Genomic DNA, 21,825 nt, shown 5'->3' with positions numbered 1-21,825 from the left:
CGCACCAACAACACGAGTACATCCAAGGCATGACCGCACCTGAAACCAAACCCTGTCCTNTTTGCCAGCTCGACCCGCACCGCATCGTTGCCGAAGATGAACTCACCGTAGCCTATCGCGACGGGTTTCCCGTCTCGCTCGGCCATACGGTGATCATTCCGCGCCGTCATGTCGCCACCCTGTTCGAGGCCACCGAAGCCGAGCAGACTGCGCTGCTCGGCATGCTGGCACAAGCGAAGGACATCCTCGACAAGCACCACCAGCCTGACGGCTACAACATCGGCATCAACCACGGCCCGGCCGGCGGCCAGACCGTCCCGCATCTACACATCCATCTCATCCCGCGCTACCGCGGCGACAAGGAAGATCCGCGCGGCGGCGTGCGCTGGGTGTTGCCGGACAAGGCGAAGTACTGGGCATGAGTGTGCCCGGCGCTGCAATCTGATATTTTTCGGCCTTTCAACAACCCGATCCTGGACCACCCGCGATGTACAACACCTTCAAACCCGAACAGCCCATGAGCCTGATGGATTTCGTCCGCGCTGCCAAATCCTGCGTCAGGGAAATCACCNCGCAGGCGCTGCTGGACAAACTCAATGCGAGGGAGGACCTGCTGCTGCTCGACGTGCGCGAACATGGCGAATTCGAGACGGGCCACATCAAGGGCGCGCAGCTGGTGCCGCGCGGCATCATCGAGGCGGCTGCCGACCCCGCCTATCCCAAGCACCTGCCCGAACTGGCCGCCGCCCGCGACCGTCAGATCGTTGTCTACTGCGCCACCGGCGGACGTTCCGCCATGACGGCCGCCGTGCTGCAGATGATGGGATTCAAGAACGTTTTGAACATGGAAGGCGGCTATACCCGCTGGGTGGACGACGGCATGCCGCAGGTCCACGAGGCCACGTATTGATCCGGCAGGCGGAAACGCCGACACCTGAAACCTGCAAGGCCCGCAGTGATGCGGGCCTTGCAGCATTGGGCATGCCCGTTTCATCGGGCCTCGGACAGGACAGGCGAAGCGTTTCCGCAAGCTTTTGCCGAACGGACTGGCCTTCCCAATCCAACAAATCCTTCGAAGAAGCCATTATCATCGGGCATCGGGTCTGCTCTCAGACTACGTGCGGCTTCAGGTTGCCCGGCCTGAGTCGTTCATGAAGTCACGCCCGCACCAGGCGCCCCATAATAGATATATGAACACGCGCGTTTTCCTGTAGCGAACGATTGATATACCAAGGTTGATCGATGAGCACTGATCCGGAACAGATTTACGTCACGCAACCCTATCTGCCGCCCCTGGACGAGTTCATCCCGTACCTGGAANAAATCTGGGAGAGCAAGCAGCTCACCAACAATGGCCCCTTCCATCAGCAACTGGAACAGGCGCTGGGCGAGTACCTGGGCGTCGAGCACATCGCCCTGTTCACCAACGGCACGATCGCCCTGATCACGGCATTGCAATCCTTGCGCATCACGGGTGAGGTCATCACCACGCCTTATTCCTTCGTGGCCACATCGCATTCCCTGCTCTGGAACGGCATCAAGCCCGTGTTCGTGGACGTCGACCGCGACACGCTCAATCTCGACCCGGCGAGGCTCGAGGCCGCGATCACGCCGCAGACTACGGCCATCATGCCCGTGCATTGCTACGGCCGCCCGTGCGATGTCGAGGCCATCCAGAACATCGCCGACAACTACAACCTCAAGGTCATCTACGATGCGGCGCATGCGTTCGGCGTACGCGACGCAGGCGGCAGCATCCTGCGGCATGGCGATCTGTCGGTGCTGAGCTTTCATGCCACCAAGGTGTTCAATACCTTCGAGGGCGGGGCGATCGTCTGCCCGGATGCCAAGACCAAAACGCGCATCGACCATCTGAAGAATTTTGGCCATGTGAGCGAGGTGGCAGTCGTCGCCCCCGGCATCAACGGCAAGATGAGCGAGTTCAATGCGGCACTGGGCATGCTCCAATTGAAATATATCGACCAGGCGCTTGCGCGGCGCAGGGAAATCGACGCGGCCTATCGCAAACGCCTGGAAGCGGTGAAGGGGATCCAATGCATGCCGGCGGAACGCGGAGATATTTCCAATTTCGCCTATTTCCCGATTCTGGTCGAGGCCGACTACCCGATCAGCCGGGACGACCTTCACCAGACACTCAAGGACAACGGCATCCACCCGCGCCGTTATTTTTATCCGTTGATTTCGGATTTCTCGATGTATCGAGGACTCNCCTCCGCGCATCCCGACAATCTCCCGGTTGCGGTCGAGGCCGCGGAANAAATCTTGTGCCTGCCGATTTACCCGAACCTGGACGACAGGCAGATCGACACCATTACCCGGCTGATTGCAGCGCAGTCATGCATGTAGAACAGAGCGTCATGGAAAGGATGGGCGCATGACCGCTGCGTCGGGAAATAAAAAACTGATCATCTATGGCAATGGCCAGATGGCACGCATGTTTCTGGAGTTTGCGCGACTGGAGTACGAGGTTGTGGCGTTTACGGTCGACCGCTCCGTCCTGGCCGATCCCTTCATCGAAGGCCTTCCCGTCATCCCGTTCGATGACATCGAGACGGACTACCCGCCGGCAGACCATTGCCTGATCATCGCTGTCGGCTATCGGGAGATGAATGACTTGCGGGTCCGCAAGTACCGGGAAGGCCTGGCCAAGGGCTACGCCTTCGCCAGCTATGTCCACGCCTCCGTGGTGCGCCACGCCAGCGTGTCGGTGGGCGAGAACACCATCATCCTCGATCATGCCGCCATCCACCCCTATACGCAGATCGGCAACAGCGTCTTCATTGCCAGCAATGTGTCGATCGGGCATGGTTGCCGCATCGGCGACGCCTGCTGGATCAATTCGGGCGTTGCCATCGGGGGCGAGACCGTGATCGGGGACGCCTGCTTCCTCGGCATCAACGCTACCGTCGGCGACAACATCCGGATCGGCAGGCAGTGCTTCGTGGGCGCCAACACGCTGGTGACCCGGAACACGCTCGCCGACGAGGTGTATGTTTCGGCGAGCGGCGAACGCTTTCCGCTATCGAGCCAGACTTTTCTTCAATTTATCGCCCGCTCTGCCCGTTAGCATACCCATGCTGACTTCATCGCACCCTGCAGCCCTCTATGGGCACTTCCGGCATGCCGCCGAACACAGCCCCGACAAGCTGGCGCTCGTGGTGGGCAACGCCCGCTACATCTATCGCGACCTGCTGCGGGAGGTGGATGCGCTGGCGGATGGCCTGTCGATTGCCGGGGTGCGTGCGGGCGACCATCTCGGCGTGATGCTGCCAAATTGCGCCGAGTTTGTCCTGGCCCTGCTCGCCGGTGCGCGCCTCGGCGTGGTCATCGTGCCCCAGAGCATGGGATTGGGCGCGGAAGCGCTGGCCGCCACCTTCAAGGCCGCCGATGTCCGGCATCTGATCGCATGGGCCGGTGCGATTTCCAATCTGGCCGGCCTGCGTCTCCCGCCCGGCGGTATGCGTGTCGTGGCCGGCGGTGTCCGGGAAGGCTGGACATCCGTGCAGGCGCTGATCGAGACAGGCCGCGCTACGCCCGGGCCGGCGCCCTCGTTGTCGGAGACGTTGCCGTATCTCATGGTGCTTACCTCCGGCTCCACCGGACAGCCCAAGCCCATCCTCCTCAGCCAGCGTACCAAGCGGCTTCGCGCCGCGGCGGCTGCCGAGTTGTACGGCGTTACTGCGGACGACGTGACGCTGGCCGCCACCCCGCTTTATCATTCCCTGGCGCAACGTCTGGTGCTGATGCCGTTGATTTCCGGGNGGACGAGCATCGTCATGGCGCACTTCACTCCGGCCAGCTGGATCGCCACGGTCCGCGAACATGGCGTGACCTTCTCCATCGCGGTTTCGTCCCAGCTCAGGCAAATACTGGACGCCTTGATCGCCAGCCAGGAAACGCTGCCATCGCTGCGCTGCCTGGTGTCTTCTTCCGCACTCCTGGACGATGAAACGAAGGCCAGGCTGCTGGCCCACCTGTCCTGTGAATTTCACGAGTGCTATGGCGCGTCGGAGGTCGCCATTGCCACCAACCTGGCACCCGGCGCGGCGTCTCGCAAACTGGGCTCGGTCGGCACCGCCATTCCGGGAACGGACGTGCTGATCCTCGACGAAAACGGGCAGCCGGCAGCGCCGGACACGCCGGGCGAAATCGCGTGCCGCACACCCATGCTGTTCAGCGGTTACTATGCCCAGCCGGCCGCCACGCAGGCCGCGATGTGGNGGGACTATTTCCGTACCGGCGATCTCGGCAGGATGGACAGCGAGGGTTTTCTGTACTTCCTTGGGCGGATCAAGGACATCATCATCAGCGGCGGCATCAACGTCTATCCGAAGGACATCGAGGACGTGGTCGCCAGCCACCCAGCAGTCAGGGAATGCGCGGCCATTCCGCTGCCGGACGAGCATCTGGGTGAAGTGGTTGGCGTGGTCGTCGCCTTCCATGCGCCGGATGTCCCACCGGAGTTGCGCGACCTGCAACGGCTGTGTATGCAGCGCCTCGGGGACTTCCAGCAGCCGCGCCGCTTCTTCGTCGTCGATGCGCTTCCGCGGAACGCAATGGGTAAACTCGACAAACCTGCACTGCGACAGGCCTATTCAACCGGCCTGCATAAAGGATAAGCATGGCCCATACCCAACTTCCCNCGCTGCGACTGGGCTTCATCGGCGGCGCCCTGAATTCGGCCGTGGGCTACACGCACTACAACTCCAGCCGGCTGGACGGCCATTTCCGCGTGGACAGCGGGTGCTTCAGCCGGCGTGCCGACGTTAACGAGGAGACGGCGCGGACGTACGGTATCCCTGCCGAGCGCACGCACGCCACCTGGCACGCGCTGCTGGAAAACGAGAGGCAAGCGCTCGATGCCATCCTGGTACTGACGCCGACGCCGGATCACCGGGATAGCGTGATAGCGGCGCTCGATGCGGGCTATCCGGTCATTTGCGAGAAGGCCCTGGCGGTGTCCAGCGAAGCGTGCCGGCGCATCGGCGAAGCCGTGGACCGCAACCGCGGCTTCCTGGCGGTCACCTACAACTATTCCGGCTACCCGATGGTGCGCGAATTGCGCTGCATGATCGCCGACGGCCAGCTGGGGCGCCTGCAGCAGATCCAGATCGAGATTCCCCAGGAAGGCTTCCTGCGGCAGGCGGCTGCGCCGCAAGCCTGGCGCCTCAAGGACCATGCCGTTCCCACGGTGTCGCTCGATCTCGGCGTGCACGCCCATCATCTGGTCCATTTCCTGACGNGGGGCAAGGCGCCGCTCGAAGTCATCGGCGATCAGGCCACTTATGGCCAGTTCGGCGACATCATCGACAACGTCTATTGCCTTGCGCACTACGAAGACGACCTGCGGGTACAGTCCTGGTTCGGANAAACGGCGCTCGGTAACCGCAATGGCCTGCGCATACGCGTCTACGGCAGTCTCGCCAGCGCCGAGTGGTTCCAGATGCAGCCCGAGGATCTGCTGTTCAGCCAGGCCGACGGCCGCAGGCTGCTCATCGACCGCGGGTCCGGCGATGCCGACCTGGCCAGGCAGCTGCGCTACAACCGTTTCAAATCCGGCCATCCCTCCGGGTTCATCGAGGCTTTCGCCAATCTCTACGCCGATATTGCCGACCAGCTGCGCCAGCATCAATCCGGCGCCATGACGCGCAACGCGTTCGTCTACGGCGCCCAGGAATCGGAAGAAGGCCTGCGTTTCCTGGAGGCCATTTCCCGATCGGCGCAGACACGAAAGTGGGAAACGGTATGACGCGCCCCGACCAGACGAACGCCATGTCCTCACCTATTTACGATTTCATCGTGCAACTGCTCGAAGAAAAAGGCGCAGTCCCGGAACCTGCCGCGCTGCCCGCCTACCGATATCTCGACGTCGGCCATATCGATTCGCTCGCCTTCATCAAATTCGTCTTCCGCATCGAAGAGCGCTTCGGCATCCAGTTCTCGGAAGCGGACATGCTGGGCGACCAGGCAAAGACCGTCGGCGGACTGGTTGCATTGATCGAAGGCAAATGCGATCGATCCCCCGCACCTTGATGCCATTGAGCCACCTGACATGAGCCAACCAGACAACAACGCGTCCCTGCTTGCCGAATACGGGCGCTACATGCTTCCCGTGCTGAGCTTCCGCGACATCGTCCTGGTGCGAGGGCAGGGCAGCTACGTCTGGGACGCGGATGGCAACCCGTATCTGGATTTGAACAGCGGCCAGTTCTGCGCCGTGCTGGGCCACTCCGACCCCGGCGTCGCCCGCAAGATGCAGGAGATTTCCCAGACCCTGCAGGACACGGACACGTCCACCCTGACCCGGTCGGTCTTGCTGGCCGCCAAGCAGATTCATGACCGCGCCCCGGAGATGAACGGTCGGATCCTCTTCCTGTCGACCGGCGCGGAGGCCGTCGAATGCTGTCTCAAGTACGCGAAGCACATCAAGGAGAAGCCGGGCGTCATCGCCTTCGACAAGGCCTATCACGGACTGACGCACGGCAGCGCCGCGTACTCGATGTCGCGCGACCGGATCCGGCCGCCGGTCGAGCATTCCTACGTCACGCCGGCGCCGCGCAGCCATGGCGATGACGACGCGGAAACCGACAGTTGCATCGAGGCGTTCCGCCAGATCCTCGATGACTCCGCCGACGACATCGCCGCGGCGATCTTCGAGCCCATCATCTCGGGTGGCGGATTCTACTTTCCGTCGCGCCGGTATTTCCAGGCGATCCGAAAACTCTGCGACGACAACGGCATCTTCCTGATCTTCGACGAATGCCAGACCGGCTTCGGCAGGACGGGCAGCTGGTTCTACTATCAGCAGCTCGGATGCGTGCCCGATTTCGTCGTGTCCGCAAAAGCCATGGGAATGGGCTACCCGGTCTCCTGCGTCATTGCCAACGGCCATACCGTTCCCCATGCGAAGTTCGCGATGGAGTATTTCAGTTCCCACCAGAACGAGTCGTATGCCGGCGCCCTGGTGTCCCACCTGATCGACGAGATCGAGACCCGCGGCCTGCTCGAACGGAACCGCACCTCCGGCGCCTACCTCCTGGCTAAACTCGGCGCGATTGCTGCCGAATCCTCTCTTATCGGCAATCCCCGCGGCCAGGGACTGATGTGTGCATTCGACCTGAGCGACACGGGCCGGCTCGACAGCAAGCAGGCGGGCGATCTTTTCTGCAGGCTGGCGCAGCAGAACGGCTTGCTACTCCAGCATTGCAATCTCGGTCGCACCATCCGCCTGCTGCCGAACTACGCCGCGACCGAGGCGGACTTCGATNTTNTTGCGGACCGATTGAAGGCCACGCTGGCCCAGTTCCAGGCCACACTCGATCAACCTCTCTAGCGAGCGACCTCCATGTTATTTTCAGAGATCGACACGACTTACCTGGCCAACACGATCAAGGGCCTGCAGGGGAAAAAGCTCATCCTGTGGGGCGCCGGGCGACGGCTCAAGGGCTTCGTCGAGCAGTACTGCGGCGACGGCAAGCTCCTGCCCACGCCTTACGGTGTCTGTGACAGCACGCGCGAGATCGCCGAGAAGACGCTCTGGGGCATCCCCGTCCTGCCTTTCAAGGACGTGCAGGCCATGCTGCCCAAGGACACCGTGATCATCATCACGGCCGGCCTGCTCGAACTGCAGGCCAGGGTGGTGGCAAGCGAGCTATATTATTTCCCGCTGTTCCATTGCCGGACCTTCGAGGTCTACGACTACCTGCAGAAAAACTTGGACCAGTGCGACCGGGCCATCGGCCTGCTCGCCGATCCGGTGTCGAAGAAGACCTACCGGGGCTGCATCGAAAACATCCTGTGCGGACGGCTCTGGGACCAGTCACTCTTCAGCGCCAGCCCGTATTTCGGCAACGACATCAACGAACGGCTCGACGCCTCCGGCCAGCTCGTCTTTGCCGGCGCCTTCAACGGCAAGCATCTCGACCGCGCCCTCGAAAACAACCCCGCCATCCGCATCGCGGCCTTCGAGCCCAGCAAGACCTGGTCGGCCTACCTCCGGGAAAAATTCAAGGCCGCACCGCAGGTGACGATCCACAACAAGATCCTCTGGAGCGAGAACACGCTGCTGAGCTTCGACGACGACATGTCCAATTCCGGGCTCGACGCGCACGTCACCACGGACGCGGCCAACAGCACCTATCAGCACGAAGGCGTCGCCATCGACGACTATATCGAGGGCAAGGTGTCGATGATCGCCCTCGACGTCGAAGGCTCGGAGCAACGCGTCGTCCAGGGCGCGCATCGCACGATCGAACGCGACCGCCCCAAATTGTGCCTGTGCCTGTACCACAACCTCGACGACTACTTCAGGATCCCCGTCATCATCAGCGAGCGCTATGGCTACCGCCTGCACGTCAAACATCACTCCACGATCAGCGCGATCGAAACGGTCCTCTATGCGGTCTGACTGCACGGCGTCCGCCCATGCTTGATTTCGCGTTCTCCATGCCGACCCGGATCCTGTTCGGGTCGGGCGCGCGATCGCTGCTGGAACGGGAACTGGACGAACAGCCCGTTGCGAAGGTGCTGCTGGTCTATGGACGCGAAAGCGCACGCGCGAATGGCAGCTACGACGACGTCACCGGCCTGCTCGACGCGCGCGGCATCGCGTACCTCGAGCATCCCGGATGCCGGGAAGACCCGGATGACGCATTCGTCGGGGCAGGCGCCGGACTCGCACTCGATCACGGCGTGGATTTCGTCCTGGCGATCGGTGGCGGTTCGGTGATCGACGCCGCCAAGGCCATCGCCCTGCTGGCGGCCAACCGGACACGCGACATCTGGGCGGTTCACGCGGCGCGCCAGGGTTTCGCCGCACCCGCACTGCCGCTCGGCGTGGTACTGACGACCACCGGAACGGGCACCGAGGTCAACGGCAGCTTCGTCATCCGCCGCCGCGCCGACAACGAAAAGATCGCGTTCAGCAGCCTGTCCACGCGTCCGCGCTTTGCCTATTGCAACCCCGACTACACGATCACGCTGCCACCGCAGGTGCTGGCCGACAACTACACCGACATCCTGTCCCATCTGCTGGAACAGTATTTTTCGATGGAGGACAGCACGGGAATCGTCGACGCGATCATTCTCGAAGCCATCCACTACCTGCTGAGGAACACGCCGGCACTGCAAACCTGGAAAGATTCGTACGGCTTTCGGGCCAACACCATGTTTGCATCGACGCTCTCGCTGTCCTATCTGTTTTCCTGCGGCAAGAAAGTCCCGTGGATCCTGCACACCCTGACCCATGCGCTGGCCGCCCGTCGTCCCATTTCACATGGGGCATCGCTCAGGGTCGTCATGCCGGGCTGGCTCGTCTGGCTGTCCGGCAAGCCCGCCTATGCCACGCGATCGCGCCAGCTTGCCGACAAGCTCGCGCTGTCCGATTCGAGTCAGCTGGGGCGTTATTTCCTGGATCACTTCGCGCTGATGGGCTGCGATCCGCATCCACTGCTCAGCGACGCGGAGAAAGCGCAGATGGTGACGCGGCTGTCGGCCGACACGGATTTTCTCGCCCGCGCAAACCTGGACGCACGCGACCTCAGATGCATCCTCGACTGGACGCATCATGCCTGCTGAATCGGCATCGCCTGACATGAACACGACAACCATACTGATCTTCCCGCTCGATATCGACGACGCGGATGTCTTCATCCGGACCGCGAAGGCGCTCGGCCTCACGGTCGTCGGCGCCAGTTCCGCCATGGCCGGCCCCGGGGACAAAGCGGTCGACGGTTTCACCCGGCTGCCCTTCATCACCGACCCGGCATTCGACCAGGCCTTGCAGAACGCGCTCGAGCAGCATGCGGTGACGACGGTCCATGCGCCGCATCAGGGCGTCTGGCGCCATCTGGACACGCTCCTGAAAACACACCCGGCCCGCTTCCGCTTCACGCTCTGCAGCCCCGATCCGTTTTCCGCGACGCAGCGGCGCTTTGCGCCACACGAGGCGTGGGCTGCCTTGATGTCGTCCGACTCCCCGCTTGCCGGACTTGCGATGCCCCAGGCGATCCGTCCGCCCTTGTCGCCCGCGCGGTATTCCGCGCTGCACCGCCAGTTCCTGAGCATTCCCGGCGATTCCGACGTCGGGAAGCTACGTGCCTTGTGCGACATCGCCCGCCTGCTGCCGCCCGGCGACCTGCTCGAAGTGGGATGCCTGTACGGGCGCTCGGCGTTTGCGCTGGGCTATCTGGCCCGCCAGTACACACTGGGCAGCATGATCTGCGTCGATCCGTGGAACACCGCCGAACTGACCGACCAGGGCGCCGCCGCCGCGATCATCAACGTCGAACTCGCCAACACGGACATCGACAGCGAAAGAATCTTCAGGGTATTCCTGAATGCCGCAGCTCTGCTCGACAACATGGGGTATATCCGCGCAACCTCCGAGAAAGCGACAGGCCAGTATGAGGCGGCCATCCGCAGCGGTGCGCTGCACAGCCCCGAACTGGGCAGCATCCCGGTCAGCGGGCGGCTGAGCCTGCTGCACGTCGACGCCAACCATCGCTACGACCACGTGCGGCGGGACGTCGAGCTATGGAGTCCTTATCTCGCCGAGGGCGGATGGCTGCTGCTGGACGACTATGTGTGGGCGTTCGGCGACGGCCCGCGGCGGGTGGGCGACGAACTGCTCGGCAGCCCCTTCTACGATTCGGCGTTCGTCAGCGGCGACACGCTGTTTCTGCGCCGTACCGGCGTGCGCTGAAGCGCGCGCCTCAGCTGCTGCACCATGTCCGCCACATCTCCCGATAGGCGGCTTCCAGGTGGCGGGTGACGGTTTCCGGGCCATAGTTCGACGCCGTCATCCGCTCGCGCAAGGACTGCCGGATTCGATCCAGCCCCGGCAGGTCCTGCGCCATCCGCATGGCGAGCTGGAAGTAGTCTTCCTCGTTGTGCGTGATGAAGTCGCTCAGGCCGACACGCGACAGCAAGGGAACCGCGCAGCGCGACACCATGTGCTCGCCGGCCAGGGTGATGACCGGCACCCCCATCCACAGCGAGTGCATCGTGGTGGTGCCGCCGTTGTAGGGGAAGGGGTCGAGCGCCAGGTCGATCGTGTGATGCAGCGCCAGGTACTCGCTGAACGACATGCGCGGCTGCAGGATCAGGCGATCGGCTTCCACGCCCGCCTGGCTGAACTGCTTGATCACCCGCTGCCGGACGCCGTCATCCGTTATGTTGCCAAGCATCAGCCTGGCGTGCGGTAGCGCTTCCAGGATCCGTGCCCACAGATGGACGACCGATGGGTTGATCTTGATCAGATTGTTCAGNGAGGCGAACACGAAGGTGTCGGCGCTCAGGGCCGGCAAGGGATTGACGGACGGACAGCCCGGTGCCGGCCGGTAGGCCACGCCCGAGTCCGGCATGCGCACCAGCGATTCGCTGTGGTAGCGCTCGGTCAGTCCGGGCGGGTCCATTTCCGCATTGGTGATCCGGTAATCCATCGCGGTCAGCCCGGTGGACCCGGCGTAGCCGATCCACGTGGCCTGCACCGGCGCCGGTTTGCGGGCGAACACCGGCAGGCGGTTGTAGCCGGTATGTCCGGACAGGTCGACCAGGATGTCGATGCCGTCCGCACGAATGCGTTCGGCGAGCTGCTCGTCGCTCATTTTCGAACAGGCCAGCCAGTGATCGGCGTGGGCGGCGATCTGCTCGGTATGGGCATCGCGCTTGATGTGGTTGTAATAGCAATAGATCTCCACCTGGGACTTGTCGTGCCCGGCCAGGATCGGCTCGATGAAGAAGGCCACCGCATGATTGTAGAAATCCGCGGAGACATACCCGATCCTGAGGCGCCGCCCGGGGTCGCGGCTGTTGGCGTGGGCCCGCCAATGCGCCTTGAGCGGAGTTTCGAAACGCTCGGCGTAGCGCTGGTGTTCGCTGAATACTTCCGCCGGCGTGACGGTGTCCATGTACTGCATCGTATACAGCAGGTTGCTGTAGGCGATCGTGGAATCCGGCTTGAACGACAGGACCTGACGGTAACAGGCAATGGCTTCGTCCAGCCTGCCTTGCGCCTGGAGCGTATTGCCCAGGCCGTTGTAGGCTTCGGCGAAATCCGGTTTGAGCAGCAGTGCCTGCCTGCCACATGCGGCGGCTTCGTCCAGCCGGCCGCGTTCCCTGAGGGCGTTTCCCAGACTGTTGTAGGTCTCGGCGGAGTCGGGCCTGATTTCGAGCGCCCGCTTGTTGGATGCAATGGCTTCGTCCAAACGGCCCAGCGCATAGAACGCCTCGCCCAGATTGCTGTAGGCCTCGGCGAAATCCGGCTTGATCGAAACGGCTTGCCGGCAGCAGGCGATCGTTTCGTTCAGCTTGTCCTGCTTCTGGAAAATGACGCCCAGGTTGTTGTAGGCCTCGGCGAAATCCGGCTTGAGCCGGATGGCCTGCTGATAGGCTTCGGCCGCCTCGTCCTGCTTGTCCTGGTCCTTCAGCACGTTGCCCAGGTTGTTGTACGCGTCGGCATAGTCAGGCTTGCGCTCGATCGCCCGCCGGTAGCTGGCAGCCGCTTCGTCCAGGTCTTCCCGCTCCCTCAGCGCATCGCCCAGGTTGTAGTGCACTTCCACCAGATCCGGATCGAGCCGGAGGGCCTTGCGGTAGCTGGCGATCGCCTCGTCCAGCCGGCCTTGCGTCTGCAGCGCATCGCCCAGGTTGCTGTGCAGCTGGGCATAGTTCGGCGTGAGCGCGACGGCCTTGCGGTAGCTGGCGATCGCCTCGTCCATCCGGCCCTGTTCCTTGAGCGCATTCCCCAGGTTGTAATGGGCGTTGGCATGATTGGGCTGCAGCGCAATGGCTTGCCGGTAGCGGGCGATCGCCTCGTCCAGCGCGCCTTGCGCCATCAGCACCACCCCCAGGTTGTTGTGCCCGTCAGCAAAGTTCGGCGCGATCTCGGTCACACTGCCGAGCAGGATGGCCGCCACATCGAGCATGCCGATCTGATACGCGATCATCCCTTGCATATGCAAGGCATCCGGATGATTGGGCGACAGTTGCAGGATCTGCTGGCAAACCGCGTCGGCCTCGCGCAACTGCCCGGCCTGGTAGTGCTCGGATGCGCGCTGCAAGGCATTCGCGAGATCCATCGCCGCCGAAGCGGGNGAGGCGGGTTGCCCTGCCGTGAGCAGGCAGCACTGCTTGTACTTCTTTCCGCTTCCGCACGGACACGGATCGTTACGCGCGATTTTCTGGATTGTCATGGCACATTAGGGGACGGAGGCGGAGCCGGTTCAGCGGCTATTGTAGCGATCCTTGGAGAAGGCCCGCACATCGCGGCGCGAATGAAGGGAAACGTGGACCAATCGACGACGAACCGGCCACCCGCGAATGCGCTGTCTTCGCTTCCGGGCAGCATCAAACCGGGATGAAAACGCCCATCCGCCACCCCATAGTCATTTCCTATATAAGTCATTGACATTAAGTCTTTGAAAATGGCAATCGCTTGATTGATGATTGGGGTCGTCAATAATTTCTGTTGCTGCGCCTCTCGGTTTTGCAAGGTCTTGCGATGCGAAGGCGCCAGGATCGTTGATGTTCTGGAGGATCAAACAAAAATCCTCCCAGGATAAGGAGGATTTTGTACTGAAAATTAAGGATTCTTGGATGCGTTAAACGATGGCGTGAAGCCTTTTGCCGCGATACGTGTATTGGGCCGTACGGCCTTTGGCCAAACCACCGGGATCTCCGGACAGAGGCATCACCCCGCCAGCTCAAGCGAACGCCACCACCGGATGTCCGGGGTGCCTGTCTTGCCAGTCTTTCATGGCGTGTCGATAACAACAAATCGCCATGCCTTCCCCACGGGAAACCTCGCCGAGCTGCTAACGCTACTCCCCTTGATACGCATCAATGAATCCCCCTAATCGTTGATGGACGCTTGCATGGAAACTATATGGTCAATCTAACGGAATTTGGGATAGTCGTGAGGAAAGCGAGGCTTGACGCCAAGGTGACCCAGAGCGAAATGGCGGCCGCATTGGGCGTGACCTCGGCTTTTTAAGTAATTTGGAAAAAGGGCGAAGCAAAATCCCGGAAGAATGGGCAACGAGAATTGAATCGTTCTTCAAGCATAAAGGTGTCGCCACGCCGAACCTGCGTAAACTGGCAGATGTGGCGAACCGCTCGATATCGCTGGAAGGCATGAACCCACAGAAAGCGATGATGCTGGCTGCCTTCGCAAGGGCAAGCTTTTCCCAGCAGCAGATGGAAAAATTCTCGCAACTGCTCGGCGAGATCAAAGAGAACTAGCCGAGGCTGATTGTCGACCCTGAACGGATGCATGCGAAGGGCGGCAACTGGAAATGAAAAAGGCCCGCATTGTTGTGGGTCTTTTTGTATTTGGCTTTCCGAGTTGGTCTTGCTACGAACCAGGGTGATTGTGTTTCCGCTCCTCTCCTGGATTCCACTGAAAGGCCCGAGTGGCCTCAACATTCCCGTCCCAGATGCGCCCAGTAACCATATCGCCAGCAGTTGGAATGACTGACGTGGCAGATTTGCCAGGAAACGGCATTGCGCTACTATATGACCAACAGAATGACCAATCGGAGGGTATATGAGCACCGTGACGTTGGCAGAAGCCAAAACCCATCTCAGCCATCTTCTTGACCAGGTCGAAGCGGGTGAGGAAGTGGTCATCACCCGTCGTGGACTTCCAATCGCCCGCATCACGCCGGTCGAGAAGCCCAAGCACGCCGTCAAATCCCTCGCCGAGTTTCGCAGTCGCATGCCCCGCTGGCGCAAATCCAGCGCCGAGCTGCTGCGCGAGATGCGCGACGAGGAGCTTTGATGCTGTACTTCGACACCAGTTTTCTGGCGCCGCTCATCCTCGAAGAAGCCACCAGCACCAAAATCGAGGCCTTCTTCGCCAAGCTCCCGGTGGGGAGCTTTACGTCAGCCACTGGACCCGCGTCGAGTTCGCCAGCCTCATCGCGCGCGAAGTCCGAATGGGCGGACTTGCAGAGTCCGATGCGCTGCTGGCCATTGGCCAGTTCGACGAAATGATGGCTGAGTCATTCCAGATACTGGCCCCCGGTGTTGCGGACTACGAACTCGCCAAGGCGTACATCCAGTACTTCGCTACCAAGCTGCGGGCGGGTGATGCGCTGCACTTGGCTATTGCCAGCAATAACGACGCCAAAATGTTTTATACGTTGGACGACGGGCTCCTGAATGCGGCCAAGCTGACAAAGGTTCGCGCCAGCATAGGTATCAAGACCTAAGGCCCTCTCGATCACCGTGAGCCAACAAGAAAATAAAACCGCTGCCTTGGAAGATAAGCAGGCCAGCGAACCAGTACCTCAAGGTTAAGGCTCAACGGTGTTTAATGAAGTTGGGCTAGTCCAATTATAAGTAAGGTGAAAGGGGTAAATCGTGGGCCAGTGGACAGACAGAATACATTCCCATCGCATTTGGGGGCACNTAAAAGATTTAGGCCCAGCGATTGATCGGGCACTACAGAGCGAGGCAACTGGAGCCGATGCAGTTGATTCACTTGAGCGCCTCCGGACCGTACTTATCTTTTGTGGCAAGCGCCTCGCAGCAGTGGACCCTGTGCTCCTCGCACCGAACTCGATAGAAAACCTAGCGTCCAACCTGACGCAAATTCAAGCTCACGTTGACGCCTTCACCTCCACAGGCGATGTGAGTCAGCTCACCAGTGCGAATCTGCAGGCAGATTCCGCATTGATGAACGTAGCCCTTGTTCTTGGCGCGGTGACGGCAGATGACCTAACGGTTATCGGTGAAGCCGCGTCGATGTATCGAAGTACGTTAGAGAAGCACCTTCGCGAGGCCCTTGAGTTGCAGCGTGATCTCCGGGAAAAGGCCACAGCGAATGCAGCAACGCTTTCGGCTCTAGAAGTGGCCATTACTGCCGAACAACAACGTCTGGCTGCACTAATAACAGAACAGCAATCGCACTTTTCTGCAGCCCAGGACAAGCGAGCTACTGAGTTCGCGGCCTCCCAAGCCGAATATCTAGCCAGGTACTCCGCAGCTATAGCTGAACAGCAATCGCAGTTTTCGACAGATCAAGACTCGAGACGAACCGCTTTCGCCGAACTTCAAAGCGAGAGCCAGACTAGATTTTCGCTCCTCATGACGAAGTACGAAGAGACGTACAAGGATTACAAGAGTGAATTGCTAGATCGCGAAAAACAGGCGAGTGACGCACATAAAGCCAGCTTGGACTTACTTCACACAGAATTCAAAGGGGCTGCAACAGTATTGCTTCAGAACATGNAAGCAAAAAAATCCGAGATCGAGAGTTTGGTCGGCGTGATTGGGAATCTAGGCGTTACATCTGGATATAAGAAGGTAGCCGATCAAGCGAGACTTAGGTTGTATGTCTGGCAATCGCTTACGGTGATGGCTCTTATTGGGCTCGTTGCCGTGGCTTTTCTGTCCGCGTTTCCAAAGGAACAATTCTTCCCTGCGGGAAACGCTGCACTTCACCAGGCCAACCCCATCCCCTCAGTTCAGAATTCACCACCGGCTCTCCAAGCCTCTTCCGATACTTCTTTCTATCATGGCTTGGCAACCAGGGTATTTCTTTCCCTAACGTTCGGTATCTTTGCGGCTTATGCAGGACGGCAGGCGAGTCACGCTTTTACCATTGAACAGAAAAACAGAAAACTCGCTTTAGAGCTGGAAGCACTCGGCCCCTTTATTGAGCCGTTAGAGAAAACAGATCGCGATAAATTTAGGGTTCAAATTGGCGATCGCTCATTCGGTGTACCGGAACCAAATGGTTCGAACTCGAAAGAGGATGACCCCGTCTCCTTAATTTCCTTATTGAAATCCAAAGAGTTTCAGGAAGCCATTGGGGCTCAGGTAAGAGAGGCCATGAAGGGATTCAGATAATGAATGTAGAGAGCATCCTGTTTCCATGACTCGACGTCTGGTCTTGGACGAGATCAATGGCGACGTGCTTTGGAACATCGCTCAAGGCGAACTGAAGCGAGATATGGGTGAGTTAGCGTGCCGCCCTGTAGCGCCATAACGGCCGCTCAAATTTCCCTATACGCTTGTACCACGTAGGCGGCCAGCGCGGGATCGAGTTGTGCTCCCGTGTCGAGGTCGATCCATTGCGATGGCTGCAAACCGTCGGCACGTATGCGCGCAGTCCAATAGCCTGTCTGTCCGTTGTAAATGATCTTGCCGAAAGTCACTTCGTATTCGCTCCCGACTGTCGGGATGAACGCCCTGCCTGTGATCCATGCATTAGCCATGTTCAACCTCCCCAAATCGCTTTCTTAGCAGCTTCACTTAGCACATCGACAACAATGTCATGCACGCCGGCGGCAATTGAGGTGCCAACTCTCCCCATCACCTTTTTGAAGCGGAGGGACGCAACCTGTGTCTTTGGGCTGTCCTTTGTTAACTCGACAAGGTCAGTTCTGAACTGCTGGATTTCTTCGGCGGATAGATCAGCACCCGCTTCCAAGTATTCAACCGCGCCAGCCAGCTTTCGTTCCGTCCAAGGGAAGGCGCTACCACAGTTGTGACAATGCGCCGGAGGCTGATACACGCTGCCTAGCGTGAAGAAGTTTTCAACGTAGTAATAACCGCGAATTGATGAGTGGCAGGTCGGGCATTTCGTTATCGTTTCTTCCCCGCACTTCGAACAGAACTTTTCTCGGAGATCCGGGTGCTCGTCAGCGGCACTAGTGGAAACATGCCCATTGGGACAAACCTCGGCGACTCGATAGACCCCCATTACTCCTCCCTAGATTGTCGTTATTTGACCGTTGCTGACTATGTGCTGACACAGAGAGCATAAAGCAAAAACCCAACCTCGTAGGTTGGGCTAAGTGCTGGTTTTACAACCAGTATCTGGCTCCCCGACCTGGGCTCGAACCAGGGACCTGCGGATTAACAGTCCGTCGCTCTACCGACTGAGCTATCGGGGAATGGGAAGCGCGCATTCTAGAGATGGCGGGCGATTCGGTCAACCCTCAGCCGTCATTTTCCACCTGCAATTCGGGCACGTGGCTGAAGGCGATGCGCATCGGCGCGGCGCCGCGGCTGTTGTGGGCGCCGCCGAAATACAGGGTGTTGGGGCCGTAGCGCTGGTTGATCTGGTCGAGCACGTTGTTGAGGGGTTCGTTCTGGTCTTCGGGGTCGAACAGGTCGCGTGTGACTTGGCTGTGTTCGACGAGGTCGGACAGGGTGACGCCGACCTTGAGGATGGGCCCGGGGTCGGACGGACGGCGCTGCCACAGTTCGGCCAGCACGGGGTTGAACTTGAAGGTGTCGGCGTGCGGCGAGAAGCGTGCCTGGTCGACCCAGCGGGGATGGCCGGTGTCGGTCTTCATGTATTGCAGGTGCAGGCTCAGGGCGCCCGCGCAGTAGCCGTAGTGGCGCAGCCGCATCGCCGCCTTGTGCAGCAGGCGCTTGAGCACGGCGAGGGCGGAGGCCGGATCGCGCAGTTCGGGGGCGAGCACGTGCGAATGGCCGATGCTGGCGCGCTGGGTGGGGGCGGCGGCCGTCGCGTCGCCGCGCAGCTTGGCATAAAAGCGTTCGCCTTCGATGCCGCCCCAGGCATGGCGCAGGGTCTCCTTGCTGGCGGTGCAGAGCTGCTCGACGGTATGGATGCCAAGCTGGTTGAGGCGCTGTTCCATGGCGCGGCCGATGCCGGTCAGCGCGCCGAGCTTGAGGCCGTACAGCCGCCCGGGCAGCTCGTTCCGGCGGATGACGACGAGGCCGTCGGGTTTTTGCATGTTGGACGCGGTCTTGGCGAGGAAGCGGTTGGGCGCGATGCCGATCGAGCTATGCAGCATGTCGCCGACCTGGTTGTAGATCGCCTGTTTGATCTGCTTGCCGAGCTTGATGGCATTGGCTTCCTCGCGGTCGCTGCCCATCAGCTCGCAGGCCATTTCGTCGATCGAGAGCACCTCGCCGACGGGGGTGCAGGATTCCACCGCGGTGATGATGCGATGGTGGATCTCCACATAAATCGATGGCCGTGCCTGCACGAAGACGATGTCCTTGCAGAGTTTCCTGGCCTGCCACACCGGGGTGCCGGTACGGATGCCGAAGCGTTTGGCGTCGATGCTGGCGGCGATGCAGCAGGTGGTGTCGGCCATCACCGGCAGCACGCCGATGGGCCGGCCGCGCAGTTCAGGGCGCAGCTGCTGCTCGACCGAGGCGAAAAAGGAATTGAGATCGACGTAGAGCGACTGCAAGGACATGGCGGTTGCGATATCCGGCGTTCCCGGATGAGGGGTCAGGCCGGGTTGGGATTGCGATTGGAATAGTGTATATCCATACACTATTTTTGATCAATTCAGCCCGGGTTTGCCAGGTTCATCCGCTCCAGCCGCTGGCAGAGCGTGTCGATGATGCGGCGCGACAGCGGGGCGGAATGGCGCATCAGTTCTTCGAGGAGATGGGGCGGCAAGGCCAGCACGGTGATCTCGCTGTCGGCGACGACCGAGGCGGTGCGCTTTTCGTTCAGCAGGTAGGCCATTTCCCCGAATAGCTGGCCTTCGTTGAGTTCGCTCAGCCTTCGGCGGCCTTCGGCGGTGTCCTTGTAGACNCCGGCGCGGCCGGCGTAGAGGAAGTAGGCGATGCGCGAGTCGTCGCCTTCCGCGATCAGCACATGGCCGGCCGGGTAGGTTTGGCCGTATTTTTCCAGCAGGCGATGGGCGCTGCCGAAGACGTAGCTTTCGAGCTTGCTGGTCCCTTCGTCGGTGGCGGCGAGGAACAGCTTCTCCAGTGCGGTGATGTCGGCCTTGCCGCAGGCGTACAGCGCCTGCGCCCACAGATAGAGCAACAGGAAGGCGAAATAGGCGCCGATCAGCACGAACACCACGCCGCCGAGTGCGCCGTACAGGCTGTGATAGTTCTCCAGCTTGAAGAAGGCGCCGAACAGGGCGAACAGCAGTCCCAGGCTGACCGTCGCGGCCAGCGCGAACGCGGCGGCGACGCGCNNGCGCGGATGCCTGCGCGGCAGCCGCCAGTAGGCGGCAAACAGCAGCGCCCAGATCATGGCGAAGCCGAACAGCGAGTTGAGCGCCTTCAGGACCAGCGCGTTGCCGATGCCGATGAAGTCGTTCTGCGCCAGGAAGCTCAGCGTCACCTGCGCCAGGGCGGCCACGCCCATCAGCAGGAACAGCACCGGCAGGATGATCAACGGCAGCACCCACGACACCACCAGGTTGCGCTTGGTCTGGTCGGGAAANATGATGCGGAACGCGCCCTGCATCGTGTTCACCAGCCCGCGCGACGACAGCAGCAGGGTGACGAGGCCGACGCCGCCGGCGGCGAGTTGGGTCTGGCGCGGAATGAAGCCGAGCGAGGTGAGCGTGTCCAGTTGCATCTGGCTGTAGAGCGCGGCCATCAGGATGGTGGCGGGCACCGAGTTCTCGGCGATGTGGCCCAGCAGCTGCAGGGCGTAGCTCAGCAACAGCAGCAGCGGGGTGGCAGACAGCAGGAAGTAGAACGAGGTTGCCGCGGCGTGGTTCTGCAGGCTGTTCTGCTTGAACAGGCGCGCGGTGGTGTAGCCGAGCTGGAGCAGCCAGCTCAGCGTTCCCGGAAGGGAAGCAGTCCCGCGCGGGGAGGGCAGGGCGGAGGGTGGGGACATGCCGCTAGCCTACCCGCGCCCGGCGCGCTAGGCCAGCGCGGCAGCGATGCGTTTCAGCGCCTTTTCCAGGTTGGCGTGCGAGGTGGCGAAGGACAGGCGGATATAGCCTTCGGCGCCGAAGGCCGAGCCGGGGACGACGGCGACGTCGGCGCTTTCCAGCAGGTATTCGGAGAAGGCGATGTCGGTTGCTTCCTCGATGACATCGCGCGCCAGCAGGTTCAGGATCGCGGGGCGCACGTAGGGNAAGGCGTAGAACGCGCCGCCGCTGTCGACGCAGCTGAAGCCGGGGATGGCGTTGAGCCCGTCGACGACGAGGCGGTGGCGTTCCTTGAAGGCGTCGAGCATCGGCGTGATGCAGCCCTGGTCGCCGGTCAGCGCGGCCTCGGCAGCCATCTGCGAGATCGAGGTGGGGTTGGACGTGGACTGCGACTGCACGTTGGTCATCGCGCGCAGGATGGCTTCCGGACCCGCCGCGTAGCCGATGCGCCAGCCGGTCATCGAGTAGGCCTTCGACACGCCGTTCAGCACCAGGGTGCGGTCGTAGAGGTCGGGGCAGACGTTGAGGATGTTGACGAAGGGCACGTCGTTCAGCCGGATATGCTCGTACATGTCGTCGGAGGCGATCAGCACCTGCGGGTGCTTGCGCAGCACGGCGCCGAGCGCGGCGAGTTCGTCGCCGCTGTAGACTGCGCCGGTGGGGTTGGACGGGCTGTTGATGACGACCAGTCGGGTCTTCGGCGTGATCGCCGCTTCCAGCTGCGCCGCAGTGATCTTGAAACCCTGCTCGATGCCGGCCTCGACGATCACCGGTTTGCCGTCGGCGAGGATGACGATGTCGGGATACGACACCCAGTACGGCGCGGGGATGATGACCTCGTCGCCGGGATTGATCACTGCCTGCACCAGGTTGAAGAAGCTCTGCTTGCCGCCGCACGACACCAGGATCTGCTTGGGGCCATAGTCGAGGCCGTTGTCGCGCTTGAACTTGGCGATGATCGCCGCCTTCAGGCTGGGCGTGCCATCGACCGCCGTGTATTTGGTGAAGCCTGCGTTGATCGCCTTGATCGCCGCGTCCTTGATGTGCTGCGGCGTGTCGAAATCGGGCTCGCCGGCGCCGAGGCCGATGATGTCGCGGCCGCTCGCCTTGAGCGCGGCGGCGCGGGCGGTGACGGCCAGGGTGGGCGAGGGTTTGATGGCCTGTACGCGGCGGGAGAGTTCCACTATGGTTC

19 protein-coding genes, 1 tRNA gene and 1 pseudogene are annotated in these 21,825 nt (G+C 61.4%); 14 read left to right on the top strand and 7 right to left on the bottom strand.

Translation table 11 applies throughout. From position 1 onward, the window contains the following. Window positions 1-29: 29 nt before the first annotated feature. The 11 genes from HZY77_RS05225 to HZY77_RS05175 all read left to right on the top strand — a co-directional run bounded on the left by HZY77_RS05225 (window position 30) and on the right by HZY77_RS05175 (window position 10,723). Window positions 30-422: an HIT family protein gene (locus HZY77_RS05225; RefSeq protein ID WP_296819464.1), complete on the top strand. Its 393-nt coding sequence runs from the start codon at window positions 30-32 to the stop codon at window positions 420-422. A gap of 65 nt (window positions 423-487) precedes the next feature. Next, window positions 488-910 carry a rhodanese-like domain-containing protein gene (locus HZY77_RS05220; protein ID WP_296819461.1) on the top strand — a complete coding sequence of 141 codons (423 nt, stop codon included), beginning with the start codon at window positions 488-490 and terminating at the stop codon, window positions 908-910. Between the two features lie 332 nt (window positions 911-1,242). Further along, window positions 1,243-2,367: a DegT/DnrJ/EryC1/StrS family aminotransferase gene (locus HZY77_RS05215; RefSeq protein ID WP_296819458.1), complete on the top strand. Its 1,125-nt coding sequence runs from the start codon at window positions 1,243-1,245 to the stop codon at window positions 2,365-2,367. Window positions 2,368-2,395: 28 nt separating this feature from the next. Then, window positions 2,396-3,088, top strand: coding sequence for a DapH/DapD/GlmU-related protein (locus tag HZY77_RS05210; protein ID WP_296819455.1), 693 nt, complete (start codon window positions 2,396-2,398; stop codon window positions 3,086-3,088). A gap of 7 nt (window positions 3,089-3,095) precedes the next feature. Further along, window positions 3,096-4,640, top strand: a complete 1,545-nt coding sequence (locus HZY77_RS05205; RefSeq protein WP_296819453.1) for a class I adenylate-forming enzyme family protein — start codon at window positions 3,096-3,098, stop codon at window positions 4,638-4,640. Between the two features lie 2 nt (window positions 4,641-4,642). After that, window positions 4,643-5,770 (top strand): Gfo/Idh/MocA family oxidoreductase, encoded by a 1,128-nt coding sequence (locus HZY77_RS05200; RefSeq protein ID WP_296819451.1) that lies wholly within the window; start codon window positions 4,643-4,645, stop codon window positions 5,768-5,770. 23 nt (window positions 5,771-5,793) lie between these two features. Beyond that, window positions 5,794-6,054, top strand: a complete 261-nt coding sequence (locus tag HZY77_RS05195; protein WP_296819446.1) for an acyl carrier protein — start codon at window positions 5,794-5,796, stop codon at window positions 6,052-6,054. Between the two features lie 19 nt (window positions 6,055-6,073). Next, entirely contained in the window at window positions 6,074-7,354 is a 1,281-nt protein-coding gene (locus tag HZY77_RS05190) for an aspartate aminotransferase family protein (protein ID WP_296819443.1), read from the top strand. A gap of 12 nt (window positions 7,355-7,366) precedes the next feature. Next, complete coding sequence (locus tag HZY77_RS05185) at window positions 7,367-8,428, top strand: FkbM family methyltransferase (RefSeq protein ID WP_296819440.1); 1,062 nt, start codon at window positions 7,367-7,369, stop codon at window positions 8,426-8,428. Between the two features lie 17 nt (window positions 8,429-8,445). Then, a complete protein-coding gene (locus HZY77_RS05180) occupies window positions 8,446-9,597 on the top strand; it encodes an iron-containing alcohol dehydrogenase (protein ID WP_296819437.1) in 1,152 nt (383 codons plus the stop codon). Between the two features lie 16 nt (window positions 9,598-9,613). Next, on the top strand, window positions 9,614-10,723 hold the full coding sequence (locus HZY77_RS05175) for a class I SAM-dependent methyltransferase (protein ID WP_296819434.1): 1,110 nt from the start codon (window positions 9,614-9,616) through the stop codon (window positions 10,721-10,723). A 10-nt stretch (window positions 10,724-10,733) separates the two neighbouring features. Here the strand turns inward: HZY77_RS05175 and HZY77_RS05170 are convergent, their stop codons facing one another. Then, window positions 10,734-13,211 carry a tetratricopeptide repeat protein gene (locus HZY77_RS05170; protein ID WP_296819431.1) on the bottom strand — a complete coding sequence of 826 codons (2,478 nt, stop codon included), beginning with the start codon at window positions 13,209-13,211 and terminating at the stop codon, window positions 10,734-10,736. 805 nt (window positions 13,212-14,016) lie between these two features. Between HZY77_RS05170 and HZY77_RS05165 the strand changes: the two genes are divergently transcribed. The 3 genes and pseudogenes from HZY77_RS05165 to HZY77_RS05155 form a co-directional block, all read left to right on the top strand. Next, window positions 14,017-14,259, top strand: coding sequence for a hypothetical protein (locus HZY77_RS05165; protein ID WP_296819427.1), 243 nt, complete (start codon window positions 14,017-14,019; stop codon window positions 14,257-14,259). Window positions 14,260-14,563: 304 nt separating this feature from the next. Then, entirely contained in the window at window positions 14,564-14,797 is a 234-nt protein-coding gene (locus tag HZY77_RS05160; RefSeq protein WP_296819425.1) for a type II toxin-antitoxin system prevent-host-death family antitoxin, read from the top strand. 118 nt (window positions 14,798-14,915) lie between these two features. Further along, window positions 14,916-15,230, top strand: a pseudogene (locus tag HZY77_RS05155) (type II toxin-antitoxin system VapC family toxin); the annotation flags it as partial. Window positions 15,231-17,018: 1,788 nt separating this feature from the next. Here HZY77_RS05155 and HZY77_RS05150 read toward each other — a convergent pair. The 6 genes from HZY77_RS05150 to HZY77_RS05125 all read right to left on the bottom strand — a co-directional run bounded on the left by HZY77_RS05150 (window position 17,019) and on the right by HZY77_RS05125 (window position 21,817). Continuing rightward, window positions 17,019-17,240 (bottom strand): hypothetical protein, encoded by a 222-nt coding sequence (locus tag HZY77_RS05150; RefSeq protein ID WP_296819423.1) that lies wholly within the window; start codon window positions 17,238-17,240, stop codon window positions 17,019-17,021. Between the two features lie 2 nt (window positions 17,241-17,242). Then, entirely contained in the window at window positions 17,243-17,728 is a 486-nt protein-coding gene (locus HZY77_RS05145) for a DUF2321 domain-containing protein (RefSeq protein WP_296819420.1), read from the bottom strand. Between the two features lie 117 nt (window positions 17,729-17,845). Next, window positions 17,846-17,921: transfer RNA gene (locus tag HZY77_RS05140), tRNA-Asn, on the bottom strand. Between the two features lie 45 nt (window positions 17,922-17,966). After that, window positions 17,967-19,202, bottom strand: coding sequence for a DNA polymerase (locus HZY77_RS05135; RefSeq protein ID WP_296819417.1), 1,236 nt, complete (start codon window positions 19,200-19,202; stop codon window positions 17,967-17,969). 95 nt (window positions 19,203-19,297) lie between these two features. Next, window positions 19,298-20,596 carry a YhjD/YihY/BrkB family envelope integrity protein gene (locus HZY77_RS05130; protein WP_296819414.1) on the bottom strand — a complete coding sequence of 433 codons (1,299 nt, stop codon included), beginning with the start codon at window positions 20,594-20,596 and terminating at the stop codon, window positions 19,298-19,300. Window positions 20,597-20,623: 27 nt separating this feature from the next. Beyond that, on the bottom strand, window positions 20,624-21,817 hold the full coding sequence (locus HZY77_RS05125) for a pyridoxal phosphate-dependent aminotransferase (RefSeq protein ID WP_296819411.1): 1,194 nt from the start codon (window positions 21,815-21,817) through the stop codon (window positions 20,624-20,626). Between the last annotated feature and the right edge of the window lie 8 nt (window positions 21,818-21,825).

It is taken from the genome of Thiobacillus sp. (assembly GCF_013693775.1).
Classification (GTDB): Bacteria; Pseudomonadota; Gammaproteobacteria; order Burkholderiales; family Thiobacillaceae; genus Thiobacillus.
This window is presented reverse-complemented; position numbering and strand designations above follow the sequence as displayed.

Coding starts and splice junctions, on each gene's coding strand:
- HZY77_RS05210 (WP_296819455.1), top strand. CDS start 2,396: ATGACCGCTGCGTCGGGAAATAAAAAACTGATCATCTATGGCAATGGC.
- HZY77_RS05195 (WP_296819446.1), top strand. CDS start 5,794: ATGTCCTCACCTATTTACGATTTCATCGTGCAACTGCTCGAAGAAAAA.
- HZY77_RS05185 (WP_296819440.1), top strand. CDS start 7,367: ATGTTATTTTCAGAGATCGACACGACTTACCTGGCCAACACGATCAAG.
- HZY77_RS05180 (WP_296819437.1), top strand. CDS start 8,446: ATGCTTGATTTCGCGTTCTCCATGCCGACCCGGATCCTGTTCGGGTCG.
- HZY77_RS05175 (WP_296819434.1), top strand. CDS start 9,614: ATGAACACGACAACCATACTGATCTTCCCGCTCGATATCGACGACGCG.
- HZY77_RS05160 (WP_296819425.1), top strand. CDS start 14,564: ATGAGCACCGTGACGTTGGCAGAAGCCAAAACCCATCTCAGCCATCTT.
- HZY77_RS05150 (WP_296819423.1), bottom strand. CDS start 17,240: ATGGCTAATGCATGGATCACAGGCAGGGCGTTCATCCCGACAGTCGGG.
- HZY77_RS05145 (WP_296819420.1), bottom strand. CDS start 17,728: ATGGGGGTCTATCGAGTCGCCGAGGTTTGTCCCAATGGGCATGTTTCC.
- HZY77_RS05135 (WP_296819417.1), bottom strand. CDS start 19,202: ATGTCCTTGCAGTCGCTCTACGTCGATCTCAATTCCTTTTTCGCCTCG.